Raw genomic sequence first — 12,471 nt, forward strand, 5'->3', positions numbered from 1 at the left:
GAAGGGTCAGTTGATGATGAACTGGGTGCCCGGCTGGCGGACGATGTCCCCATCGGCCGAGTTGGTGATGGTCACGTTCGTGAGGGTCGCCGAGCCGCGCGCCCCGGACATCGCCAGGATGCCCGCGCCGTTGTTGGACTTGTCGATCTTCACGTTGGTGATCTGGGCGGTGACCTCGCCGCCGCCCGTCTTGAACTGGATGCCGTCGTAGGTCGAGTCGACGATGTCGGTGTCCCGGATGGTCACGCCCGGGATGCCGGCGCCCTGCGCGAACAGGGTGATCGCGCCGAACTCCTGGTCTTCGTTCCAGAACGCCCCGCCGGTCCGGTAGAGGCCGTTGTTGGCGATCAGCGTCGTCCCGGTGAAGGGGATCGGGTCGTGGTCGGTCGCCAGCATGATGCCGGGGTAGTTCGCGGTGTCGTAGATCAGGTTGTTCTCGATCTTGTTGCCGAAGCCGCCGTAGACCGCGATGCCGTTGGCCCGCCAGGGCAGCTGGATCGTGTTGTTGATGAACTGGTTGTTGGAGCCGATGTCGACCGACTGGTCCTTGACGTACTTGGACGCCCAGACGGCCAGCGCGTCGTCGCCGGTGGTGCGGAACGAGCTGTTGAACACCTTGGAGTTGCGGGTGCCGTTGGCGAAGTTGATGCCGTCGGCGTAGGTGTTGCGGATGCGCATGCCGCTGAACTCCACCCCGATGCCGGGGCCCCAGAGTTCGGGGATGTTCGTGTAGTCGCGGCCGGCCCAGACACCCACGTTGGCGTGCTCGATCCACACGTTCGTGATCTTGGTGTTCTGGCCGAAGCGGCCGTTGAGGCCCACGCCGCCCTCGGCCCCGCCGGGTCCGCCGCGGATGCGGCCCGAGCCGAAGATCGCGATGTCCGAGATCTGGGTGTTGTTGTCGATGTCGAAGCCGAAGTTGCCCTCGTGCGGGTGGTTGATGCCGCCCTGGACCAGGTGCGGCTCGGTGAGCGTGTAGAGCTGCGAGTGCCACATGCCGGCGCCGCGGATCGTCACGTTGCTGATGCCGACCTGGTTGTGCTGGCCGCGGTTCAGCGGGTCGTCGGTCAGGATCTTCTGCTCCTGCCGCCACTGGCCCGCCGGGATCCACACGCAGCTGATGACGCCGTTCTGGTCGTCGGTGACCGCGCGCTGGATGGCCTGGGTGTCGTCCTGGCCGTCGTTCGGGATCGCGCCGTACTGGGTGATGCTGGTGCAGCCCGAGGGCTGGCTCAGCGGGGGAGCGACCTGCTCCAGGTCGATCAGGTCGATGATGTAGAACGCGGCGTCGTCACCGGCGTCCCGCTGGAGGCGGAACTTGGTGCCGACCGGGTAGCTCTGGCTGAGCAGCGCGTTCGACTCGTCGAACAGGCGCCGGGCGTCACCGCCGGGGGTCTGGACGAGGCCCTCGGGGTCGTCGGTGGAGCCGTACAGCCACGAGTGCTTCGACGACAGGGTGATCTTGCGGTTGAACGTGCCGTCGATGTAGAGGCTGATCGTCTTGTCCTGGCCACCGCCGCCGGCGGAGTCCGGGATCGAGTTGCGGATGACGATCGAGTTCGACGGCACGGTCGAGGTGAACTCGACGTACTGGCCGGTGCTGTTCAGGCGGACCGAGCTGCGGCCGCTCGACTCCGAGGCGAAGTTCGTGTGCCCGAAGGTGCGCAGCGCGTCGGCGGTCAGGACCGTCCCGTTGTGCTGAGCGGCCTCGGCCTCGTACTCGGTGTACGGCACCGCGGCGCCGCGTCCGACCACGATGGCCTGCGTGAACGTGTTGTTCGACTCGTTGGTCTCGGCGATCTGGCCGGTGGCGTCCGCCGTGGCGGTGATGGTGGCGCCGCCGGAGGCGGCCGTCCAGGTGCCGGTGATCGCGACGTTGGCGGTGGCCCCGGCCGCGATCGAACCGGTGGAGGTGTTCAGGGTGGTCGACCCCACCTGGACCCGGGTGACGCTCGCGCCGCTCGCGGTCGTGCCGCGGTTGTTGACCGCGACGGTGAAGCTGACCGGGGAGCCGACGGCCGGGTTGGCCGGGTTGGAGGTCACGCCGGTGATCTGCAGGTCGGGGCCGGGGGCCTGGGCGACCTGAAGCTGGGTCGGCGCGGTGAAGGTGTTGTTGGCCTCGTTCTGCTCGAACACGGTGCCGTCGGCGTCGACCGTGGCGGCGACCGCGTACGTGCCCTGCGGGCGGGTGCCGATGTTCTGGGTGAACGTGGCCTCGGCGCCGGCCGCGAGGGCCGGGATGTTGACGGTGCCGACGAGGCTGCCGCCGACGGTGACGTTCACGCTGTCGGCCGGGGCGGCCGAGTTGCCGTTGTTGCGGACGGTCCCGGTGACGGTGATCGCCTGGACCTCGCTGGGCGAGGAGGGCGACCAGCTCAGCGCGGTGACCTGCAGGTCGGGGTTGGGCGCCGGGGTGCCGAACACCTGGAACTCGGCGATCTGGCCCGCCGGGGCGCCGGTGTTGCTGGTGATCCGGAGCTGCACGTCGGCCGTGGTCGCGGTGACCGGGATCGTCACCGTGTTCTGCGCGGCGGGGTTGAACGTGTAGGCCGTCGCGCCGACCAGGCTGGTGTAGGTGGTGGCGGCCTGGTCGCGTCCGAAGACCTGGATGTTCTGGGTACGCGAGCCCCACGCCGACGACGGGTTGAGCTTCAGCACCACCGAGGTGACGGCGGCGTTCGACCCGAGCTTGACCGTGAGCACGCTCGGCCAGACGCCGGACGCGCCCTCCCAGTAGGTGTCCAGGTTGTTGTCGTTGGCGTTGGCCGCGACGAACGTGTGGACGTGCCCCGACTCGGTGATCTCCTTGCCGGTGGCCAGGTTGGTGCCGGGCTGGGGGTTGGAGCCGGTCCGGGTCACCGAATTGCCGAACGGGCCGATGTTGCCGGCCGCGTCCTTGGCCCGCACCTGGTAGGTGACGGTGGCCGTGGCGGGCTGGCTGTCGGTGTAGGTGAGCACGCCCGCGCCGACCTGCGCGACGTAGGCGCCGCCCCGGAAGATCTCGTATCCGGCCACGCCGACGTTGTCGGTCGCGGCGCCCCACGCCAGGCGGATCTGGCCGGAGGCGGGCTCGGTGTAGCTCAGCGTGCCCGGCGCGGAGGGCGCCTGGGTGTCGCCGCCCGACTGGCCCTGGCGGGTGACCGAGTTGCTGTTGCCGGAGGTGTTGCCGGCCGCGTCCCGGGCGCGCACGTGGTAGGTCACCGTGGCCGTCGAGGGCTGGGTGTCGGTGTACGTCAGCACGTTGCCCGCGACCGTCGTGACGAGCGAGCCGCCCCGGAAGATCTCGTAGCCGGTCACCGCGACGTTGTCGGTCGAGGCGCCCCAGGCGAGCCTGATCTGGTTGGTGGCCGGCTCGGTGAAGCTCAGCGTGCCCGGAGTGGAGGGCGCCTGGGTGTCACCGGGGGTCGTGGGGCCGTAGACCTCGAACTCGGAGATCTGCCCGGCGGCCCAGCCGGTGTTGCCGGTGATGTTCAGGCGTACGTACCGGGTCGAGGTCGCGGTGAAGTTGATCGTCACCGTGTTCCCGCCGGCCGGGTTGAAGACGTAGCCCGTCGATCCGACGATGTCGGAGAAGCTCGACCCGTTCGCGCTGCCCTGGACGGCGAGCGTCTGGGTTCGCGTGGCCCATCCGGAGGCGGGGAGCTTCAGCACCACCCGGTTGACCGAGGTGGACGCGCCCAGGTCGACCTGGAGCCACTCGGGGAAGACGTTGTTGTTGCTCTCCCAGTAGGTGGCCTGGTTGCTGTCGTTCGCGTTCGAGGCGACGTAATTCTGCGACACCGAGCTGCCGGTCATCGTACGGCCCGAGGCAAGATTTCCGCCGGTGTTGCCGCCGCCGTCGGTGGCGTAGATCTCGAACTCCGAGATCTGGGCGGCCGGCCAGCCGGTGTTGGCGGTGACGTCGACGCGCCAGTAGCGGTGGGTGGCCGAGCCGAAGTTGATCGTGACGGAGTTCCCCGTGGCCGGGTTGAACGTGTAGTTCGCCGAGGCCACCACGTTGGAGAAGGAGTTGCCGTCGGAGCTGCCCTGGACGGTCAGCGTCTGGGTGCGGGTCTGCCAGGCGGAGGCGCCGGGCACCTTGAGCACGATCTGGTCCACGGCGGTGGCACTGCCGAGGTCGATGCGGGCCCACTGCGGGAAGCTGTTGTTGACGCTCTCCCAGTAGGTCGACTGGTTGCCGTCGTTGAGGGCGGAGGCCGACTGGCCTGCGGTGGAGCTGGAGACCGCGGTGGCCTTGCCTAAAGACAGGTTGGGTCCGCCGGCGGCGGACGCGGGCGGGGCGAGGAGCCCAGACGCGACGAGGCCGGCGGCGACGACGGCCGCCACCAGCCTCACAGGTCCGTGCAGCTTTCTCATTCGCGTTCTTCTCTCGTCAGGGTCGACAGGTGGAGACACGGATGGGGGCGGGAGCACGGACGCAGTGCATTCCCTGAAGAGTTGCGAGAAACAGAGAGAAATTAGACGACAAATTGCAAGATTCTTGCGTAGTGCTGGTCGAATGTTACATATGTGCTACGGGGTCGTCAATGTTCCTGTCACCTGCGGATGAAGCCGCTGCGATACGCCCACACGACCGCTGGCACCTGGCGCACCAGCGGATCGTCGGCGGCGATGACCAGCCTGACCCGGAAGCCGGTGGCGGTCGGCCGCATCGGGTGGACGTTCCTCCTGAGACGAACGCGCGGGCGCCGGGCAGCCCCGCCGGGTGCCCGCGCTGGGGTCGTTCGAGGCATCTGCTGGGTGCCGAACCTATCGGCGCCGAGTGGTTCGTCAGGCGATCCCGTAGACCGCGAGGAACAGCCGCAGTCTCGGTACGTCCTCCTGCGTGAGCAGCGTGTCGAGCATGGCGACGACGGGGGCCCGGTCGCGTCCGGCCAGGCGCTTGCGCAGCAGCGGCGGAATCGTCCGGTTGAGTTCGGCGAGCGCGAGCTTGCGGATCTCGCCGTCGGCCCGCTCGGCGATGTCGAGCAGCCGCACGACGGCCTCGTCGTCCTCGGCGGCCGGGCGGACGCTGGTCCGCCACGCAGCGATGGCCGAGATGCCGGCGGCGAGGGAGGAGATGAGGGCGCTCATCGAGGTCACCACGCCCGAGCCGACGCCGAACGACGTCATCGTCTGCGAGGTCAGCGTGCCCAGCGAGATGACCCCGGCGGCGACGACGAGCCCGAGGATGAGATAAATCGTTAAGTTCGAGCGCATTTGATCAGGTTATGATCGAAGACATGATCGTTGGAAAGGACGACACTCCCTTCATCCGGTGAGTGTCACGACGCGGCGAGACGCCGCCTCCATCCGCGAAGAATGGCTCCGGGTCGCCCTGTCGACCGAGCCCGCCGACCGCCCAGAAGCCGAGTCCGCCATCGCGGGCCTCTACCGGCTCAACGGGCTTCCCCCGCCCAGATTCCACTGGGTCTCCTCCCCGGCCGCCGCGGCCGACCTCCTGCGTGCGCATCGTCATGAGTCGCTGACCCGCCTGTTCGAGGCGCGGCGGCAGACGATGACGCGCGCCCTCGACTCCGGCATGGCCGCGCGCCCCGGCCGGAGGAGGCAGGTCTTCTGGCAGGTGGTCGATCCGCTGGCCCGGAGCGGCCTGCCCAACAGACTCGTCGTGTACGACCACGACCGGGCCTGGCCGGAGGTCCACGACGTGTCGTGGCTGGCCGGCTACGACTGCCTGCCCTGGGTGCCCGGGGTCGAGGGCATCGACCTGTGGGACCGGGCCGCCCGCGCGGGCGGCTGGTGGGTGCCCTTCCGGCAGGTGTGCGTGGTGGTTGACCGGCCGTGCGTCGTCCACACGCAACCCGGGCCGGAACCCGGAGTGGTGCTCGTCCACGGAGACGACGGACCGGCGGTCGTCTACCGCGACGGCCGGTCGGCCTACGCCTGGCGCGGCCTGAGCGTGCCGCCCTGGGTCGTCGAGGAGCCGACGGCCGCCCGGATCAGGGACGAATCCGACCCCGACATCCGGCTCGCCGCCATCCAGCGGATGGGCTGGCCCGAGTTCGTCGACCAGACCGCCGGGCGTCTCATCGCGACCGCCCCCGACCCGGGGAACGACGCCGAACTCCTCCTGTACGACGTCATGGAGCACACCGTCCTGATCGTCGTCAACGGAACCGTCGAACGCGACGGCACCCGCCGCCGCTACGGGCTGATCGTCCCCGAAGACGTCGCCGACCCCGTCGAGGCCGCCGCCTGGACCTACGGAATCACCGCCCCGCTCTACAGACAGCTCGTGAGGAGGACATGATGATCACACTCGCCGCCCTGTCCACGCGCACCGGACGCGCGTTCGACGACCATCTCGACCGGAGCCTGACCATCCCGGTCCTCGACGGAATCCAGGCCCAGGGAGACCTCCTGGTCATCCCGGCCCACCTGCTGGAGACCTCACCGGAACCGGACGCCGGCTGGCGGCCGGTGCCGCCGGAGGGGCTCGTCCTGCTCGACGGCGTCCACCCGCACGTGCTGGTGGCCGACCCCGGCACCTGTCTCTCGACCGACGGCCCCGACGGCCCGGTGTTCACCGCCACCGCCCCGGTCTACCTGATGCATCCCGAACACGGCGCGACCGGGCTCGCCCCGGGCCGGTACGCGGCCCGCCGCCAGCGCGAATGGCGGAAGACGGTGCCGCTGCCGGTCGTCGACTGACCCCGGGGGCGGACCGGCCGGGCCGGTCCGCCCTTAGGGTGCCGGGGTGACCGACTTCCTCACCGAGACCCGCGCCGGGTACGACGCCCTCGTCGCCGAATACGTCGACCTGTTCATGGACGACCTGGAGAACAACCCGTTCGACCAGGCCGTGCTGGGACTGTTCACCGACCTCGTCCCACCCGGCAAGGTCCTGGAGGCGGGGTGCGGGCCGGGCCGGGTGACGTCCTGGCTGCACCGGCGGGGTCTGGACATCTCGGGCGTCGACCTGTCGCCCGGAATGCTCGCCCACGCTCGGGCGACATTTCCGGACATCGAGTTCGCCGAGGGCGACATGCGCTCCCTCGACCTCCCCGACGCGTCGCTGAGCGGCCTGATCGCCTGGTATTCGATCATCCACATCCCGGCCGAACTGCTCCCCGGCGTGTTCGCCGAGTTCCGGCGGGTGCTCGCGCCCGGCGGCCTGCTCCTGGTCGCCTTCCAGATCGGCGACGAGATCAAGCGCGTCCGCGACATCGACTTCCGCCGCCTCGACCCCGACACGGTCGCGAGCCTGCTCGACGGGGCCGGGTTCGCGCCGGTCGCCCGCGGACGCTGGGAACCGCGCGAGACGGACACGGCTCCGCAGGGCTGGCTGCTGGTCCGAGTCGGCCAAGCGGTGCTCGGTTAATTGTCGGTGTGCAGGGTGATTCGGGACGAGAAGGGCACCTGGGTCCCCGCCGCCGGATCCTGCCGGGTGACGAATCGCGACTGGTCGGCGAACGTCACTCCGCTCCGGTTGAGCAGCCAGTAGCCCGAGCCCTGGAGCCGCTCGACCGCCTCCGCCCACTTCATGCCGGTCACGTCGGGCATCGTCCCGCCCTTCCTGACCAGCTGTTCCCTGGCTTCGGCGCGGCTGGCGTAGTAGCCGTCGACGGAGCTGATCAGCACACCGCACCCGCCGCCGAGGATGAGGGTCGCGAGCGCCAAGGCCATGATCACAGAGGAGCGGTCGCGCTCGCGGAGCAGCGGGGCGGTGTCGTTCATGGAGACAATCTGACGGTGTTGGGGACGGCCGGAAACACCTGTTATCGAATCGGCATTTGCGCGACGATGACAGTCGCGTCAAGCTCCTCGGAAGAGGTGATCGAGGGCTCCAGCCCGGCCTTCAGTGCCGCCGCGCACGCCCCGGCCGCCTGGTCGTCGGAGGTCTCGACGAGCACGCACCCGCCGGGCGCCAGCCACTCGGGCGCCAGCCGGAACACCCGCCTGACCAGCTCCAGCCCGTCTTCACCCCCGTCGAGGGCCACCAGGGGTTCGTGCAGCCGCGCCTCGGGCGGGAGGAAGTCGACCTCTTCCGTCGGTACGTAGGGCGCGTTCGCCACCAGCACGTCGATGCGCCCCCGGAGGAGGAGCGGCAGCGCCTGGTAGAGGTCGCCCTGGTGGACCAGCGCGCGCGGCACGTTGCGCCGGGCGCACGCGACCGCCGCCGGGTCGATGTCGGAGACGTGCAGGATCACTCCGGGCACCTCGGCGACGACGGCGGCCCCCACGGCCCCCGTACCGCAGCAGAGATCGACGACCACCGACCCCGGCCGGGCCCGCGCGATGGCCTCGCCGGCCAGGAACTCGGTCCGCCGCCGGGGCACGAACACCCCGGGATCGACGAGGACGCGCAGATCACGGAACCGGGCCCAGCCCAGCACCTGTTCGAGAGGGAGCCCCGCCACCCGCTGGCCGATCATGCGGCGCAGCTCTTCGGGGGAGCCGGCGGTGGAGAGGATCAGCCGCGCTTCGTCTTCGGCGAAGACGCATCCGGCGCTGCGGAGTTCGGAGACGACTGATGAGAGGGACACGAGACCTGCCTTCCTGGGCGGAACTGGGCGGGAATGGGTCTCACCTCCTCATCCGATAGCTGACCGTCAAACGCCATCACTGTACCGCACGCCCGGCAAAGCGCTGAAAACGGGTGGGCGAATTGAACGGTGATCTGTACCGTCTTCAACATCGGTTCGCGGATGGCGCGGGTCGAAGACAATCGGTTATCGACTTCGGATCGAGTGGTCGCGGGTTCGAATCCCGCCCGGGGTGCCACCTGCCCCGGTAGCTCAGTGGCCAGAGCGCTTACACCGGTTGACACAACATATCCGCGCCATTCTCGCACCGGTACCGGACGGGTCGAATTCGGTCGGTTATCCCAGACGCGGAAAGTGCGGGTTCGAATCCCGCGGCCTCGGTGAAAACGAGGTCTGGCCCAAATGGCAGAGGCGCCGCGAACACCGGTCGTATCCCCATATCCGTCCACTCGAGAATTCCGGAGGAACCGTCGTGAACGACATTCGTGACCCCCTCGCCGACGTCTCCGAGATCGGCGCGAAGAAGGTGCGCAACGCCGCCGGCGGCGTCGTGTTCGAGAAGGACCTGTGGCAGCGGGTCGAGGACTTCCTCATTCTCGGCACGACCGGCGGCACCTATTACGTCGACGGCGGCAAGCTGACCGAGATCAACGTCGGCGTCCTCTACAAGGCGCTGCACACCGACGGCCCGCGCGTGGTCGAGCTGCTCACCGAGATCTCCACCGCCCGGCCGCCCCGCGCCCCCAAGAACCAGCCCGCCCTGTTCGCGCTCGCGGCCGCGTACGCGCGCGGCGACGAGGCGACCCGCCGGGCCGCCAAGTCGGCGCTGCCCAAGGTCGCCCGCACCACCGACCACCTCGCGACCTTCTTCGGCTACTACAAGAACCTCGGCGGCAAGCGGACCGAGCGGGGCACCAGCCCGGTGATGGGCCGCTCGCTGCGGACCGTGCTCGGCTCGTGGTTTCTGCAGGGTTCGGCCGACGACGTGGCGTTCAAGGTCTGCAAGGCGGGTCAGCGCAAGACCCCCACGGGTGAGTCGTTCGCGCTGCGCGACGTGCTGCGGATGGCCCACCCGGCGGGCGACACCGACGAGCGCAAGGTGCTGTTCGGGTGGGTCGCCGGCAACGTGGGCGACGACGTGGCCCGCGCGGCGCTGCCCTCGGTCGACCGGTTCCTCGCCGCCAAGGCCGTCACCACGGTCGAGGAGGCGACCCGGCTCGACGTGCCGTGGGAGTTCCTGCCCGACGCGATGCTGACCGAGCCGAAGGTCTGGGACCACCTCGTCGACACCATCGGCATGACGGCCCTGCTGCGCAACCTCGCCCGGATGACCCGCATCGGCACGCTCGTGCCGCTCGGCGACGCCACCCGGCGCGCGGTCGCCCGGCTGACGGCGTTCCACCAGCTCCGCAAGGCCCGCGTCCACCCGCTGGACGTGTGGCTGGCGATGCGCGTCTACGCCTCCGGCCAGGGCCGCAACGGCGCGACGTGGACGCCGGTCCCGGCGATCCTCGACGCGCTGGAGGAGGCGTACGAGAAGACCTTCGGTTTCGTGCAGCCGACCGGCAAGAAGCTGCTCCTGGCGGTCGACTCGTCCGGCTCGATGACCTACTCGCGGTGCGTGGTCGGCGGCTCGCCCGTCGGCACGCCCTACGAGGTCGGCTCGGCCATGGCGGTCATGCTGGCGCGCATCGAGAAGGGCAACGTGCACGCCATCGAGGTCGACACCGCGGTGCACCGCTCGAAGGTGAGCGCGCGCACCAACCTCCGCGACATCGCCAAGTGGCGGGCGTCGGGCGGCGGCACCGACCTGTCGCTGCCGTTCCGGCACCTGCTCGACGAGCGCATGCACGTCGACGGCGTCGTCGTCTTCACCGACAACGAGACGTGGGCGGGCCGGGGCGCCCCGGCCGACGCCCTGTCGCGCTACCGCAAGACGGTCAACCGCGACGCCCGGGTGGTCGTGGCGGCCATGACGGCGGCCGGCTACTCGATCGCCGACCACAGCGACCCGAACTCGCTCAACGTCGTCGGCCTCGACGCGTCGCTGCCGCTGATCGTGAACGGCTTCGTCCGCTAACGGGCCTGCTGGAACGCCTTGCCGGCCCGGGTCGCGACGCCGTCTTCGGTGAACAGACCGCTGTTGGGTTCGGCCTCCTTGGCGGGGAGGCCGAACCACGCGTACCGCTGCACGTAGGGCAGGGAGGCGAGCATCTTCGACGAGGCGGCGAGGAAGGCGGCCTGTTCGGCGTCGGAGGCGTACCTGGCGCCGTCGGAGAAGTCGATCAGGGCGTACTCGGTGAGCCAGATCGGCTTCTTGTAGCGTTGGTAGACGCGCTGGAGGTAGCTCTTGAGCTGCTGTGTCGCGGCGGCGGCGCGGAAGTCGCCGCCGTACCAGTGCAGGGTGACGAAGTCGACGCGGTAGCCGTTCTGCTTGGCGCCCTTCATGAAGCGGTCGAGCCAGCCGCCCGGGGTGTCGCCGCCGAAGGCCACGCCGGGGGAGCCGAGGATCTTCCCGGCCTTCTCCAGCTGCGGCCACAGCTCCAGGGCGCGTTCGACGGTCATGTTCGACTGCTGGGCGAGGTCGGGCTCGTTGAAGCTCAGCAGGTACGGACCCGCCTTCTTCGCCTCCGCGAGCGCCTTGGGCGTGACGCTGTCGGCGCCCCAGATCATCGGGACGAACTCCACGTTCCTGGGGGTCTGTACGCCGTTCTGGTGGGTCGCCCAGGTGTAGTACCAACGGGCCCCCGACTTGGCCAGGGAGTTGCTGACCCCGTTCATCGGCCACACCCCGACGCCCTTCTTCACCGCCGGAGCGGCGGGCGGCGGAGGCGGCGGCTCGGGGCTCTTCGACGGCTTCGGCGAGGGCTTCTTCGAGGCCTTCGGCGTCGGGCTCGGGCTGGGTTTGCGGACGGGCGCCTTCGACGGCGTGGGGCTCTCGGCGACCACCACGGGCGGTGGAACGGCGATGGGTTTCGGCGGCGCGGCGCTCGTCCAGGGCTGCAGGACGAACACCCCCGCCGTCACCGCCGCCGCCCCCGCGGCCGTGAGGGGGATCCAGACGTTCTTGGCCGCCACGGCCGTCGCCTTGATCGTGACCGGCACCAGCTTGGTGAGCATGAACCCGGCGGGCACCGCCACCAGGGGCAGCCCGAGCAGCAGCCGCTCCAGGGGGACCATGCCCTGGGTGCGGCGGCCGCAGAACGTACACCCCCGGATGTGCCGGGCGAACCGCTTGCGCCACAGGGGCGAGGGCACGCCGTCCCAGCCCAGGAACATGCCCCGGAGCTCGGCGCACTGGGCCTGCGCGTTGAGGCAGCGCACGACCGACTGCGCGATCTGGATCTGCTCCTTCATGCGCTGCACCCGCACGGCCGCGTGCTTGGCCGACAGCCCGAGCGACGACGCGAGGTCGGCCCGCCCGAGCTCTCCGGTCTCCTCCAGCCACCACAGCGACAGCAGCGCCCGGTCGTCGGGGTCGAGCCAGCGGGTGGCCTCGGCGACCTCGCGGCGCTGGTCGGTCAGCCCCAGCTGGAGGATGGTCAGGCCGGCGAAGTCGGAGGCGGGGTCGGCCACCTCGGTCGCCGTGTCGAGGTCGGTCCTGCGGTGCTGTGCGGTGCGCTTCTCGGCTTCGTGGTCGCGTACCTGACGGACCGCGATGGCCACCAGCCACGACCGGTAGGCGTCGAGATCCCGCAGCCCCGGCAGCCCGCGGACCATCCGGATCAGGGTCTCCTGGACGACGTCGTCGGTGTCGTTGTGGCCGTTCAGGGCCCGGCCGACGATGTTGTAGACCAGCGGCAACGAGTCGGCGACCAGGCGGTCGAGGGCAGCCTGATCCCCGTCGCGCGCCGCCGCGACCATCGCCGTGTCGGGTCCGCTCCTCGCTGGCATGCTGCATCCCCTTCTGAGGGCCGTGCTTCGGAGACCCCCCGGCAGTGCCCGGGGTTACGGAAATCTACTGACCTTTTCGGTGGATTTTTGT

The 12,471-nt window shown here is 69.9% G+C and carries 9 protein-coding genes; 4 read left to right on the forward strand and 5 right to left on the reverse strand.

The features are described 5' to 3' along the window. Nucleotides 1–6 precede the first annotated feature (6 nt). A complete protein-coding gene (locus FDA94_RS05950; protein WP_137246002.1) occupies nt 7–4,356 on the reverse strand; it encodes a galactose-binding domain-containing protein in 4,350 nt (1,449 codons plus the stop codon). A 414-nt stretch (nt 4,357–4,770) separates the two neighbouring features. Beyond that, complete coding sequence (locus FDA94_RS05955) at nt 4,771–5,199, reverse strand: hypothetical protein (protein ID WP_137246003.1); 429 nt, start codon at nt 5,197–5,199, stop codon at nt 4,771–4,773. Between the two features lie 58 nt (nt 5,200–5,257). Here FDA94_RS05955 and FDA94_RS05960 point away from each other — a divergent pair, with 58 nt between their 5' ends. The 3 genes from FDA94_RS05960 to FDA94_RS05970 are packed head-to-tail and all read left to right on the forward strand — an operon-like array spanning nt 5,258 to nt 7,321. Beyond that, nucleotides 5,258–6,250, forward strand: a complete 993-nt coding sequence (locus tag FDA94_RS05960; RefSeq protein WP_137246004.1) for a DUF6745 domain-containing protein — start codon at nt 5,258–5,260, stop codon at nt 6,248–6,250. Continuing rightward, nucleotides 6,247–6,651 carry a hypothetical protein gene (locus tag FDA94_RS05965; protein WP_137246005.1) on the forward strand — a complete coding sequence of 135 codons (405 nt, stop codon included), beginning with the start codon at nt 6,247–6,249 and terminating at the stop codon, nt 6,649–6,651. Before FDA94_RS05960 ends, FDA94_RS05965 begins: the two co-directional genes overlap by 4 nt. A gap of 46 nt (nt 6,652–6,697) precedes the next feature. Then, on the forward strand, nt 6,698–7,321 hold the full coding sequence (locus FDA94_RS05970) for a class I SAM-dependent methyltransferase (RefSeq protein WP_212735201.1): 624 nt from the start codon (nt 6,698–6,700) through the stop codon (nt 7,319–7,321). Here the strand turns inward: FDA94_RS05970 and FDA94_RS05975 are convergent. Together FDA94_RS05975 and FDA94_RS05980 are read right to left on the reverse strand one after the other, a co-directional pair. Then, complete coding sequence (locus FDA94_RS05975; RefSeq protein WP_137246006.1) at nt 7,318–7,677, reverse strand: PASTA domain-containing protein; 360 nt, start codon at nt 7,675–7,677, stop codon at nt 7,318–7,320. The genes FDA94_RS05970 and FDA94_RS05975 overlap by 4 nt on opposite strands. A 41-nt stretch (nt 7,678–7,718) precedes the next feature. Next, the gene (locus FDA94_RS05980) at nt 7,719–8,486 is read right to left on the reverse strand and encodes a putative protein N(5)-glutamine methyltransferase (RefSeq protein ID WP_137246007.1); all 768 of its coding nucleotides are present in this window, start codon (nt 8,484–8,486) and stop codon (nt 7,719–7,721) included. A 472-nt stretch (nt 8,487–8,958) separates the two neighbouring features. Between FDA94_RS05980 and FDA94_RS05985 the strand changes: the two genes are divergently transcribed. Then, nucleotides 8,959–10,566 (forward strand): TROVE domain-containing protein, encoded by a 1,608-nt coding sequence (locus FDA94_RS05985; RefSeq protein ID WP_137246008.1) that lies wholly within the window; start codon nt 8,959–8,961, stop codon nt 10,564–10,566. On the opposite strand, the gene FDA94_RS05990 is transcribed toward FDA94_RS05985, so the two are convergent. Continuing rightward, complete coding sequence (locus tag FDA94_RS05990; RefSeq protein ID WP_137246009.1) at nt 10,563–12,380, reverse strand: sigma-70 family RNA polymerase sigma factor; 1,818 nt, start codon at nt 12,378–12,380, stop codon at nt 10,563–10,565. The two genes, FDA94_RS05985 and FDA94_RS05990, sit on opposite strands and share 4 nt — an antisense overlap. Nucleotides 12,381–12,471 lie beyond the last annotated feature (91 nt).

It is taken from the genome of Herbidospora galbida (assembly GCF_005233835.1).
Classification (GTDB): Bacteria; Actinomycetota; Actinomycetes; order Streptosporangiales; family Streptosporangiaceae; genus Herbidospora; species Herbidospora galbida.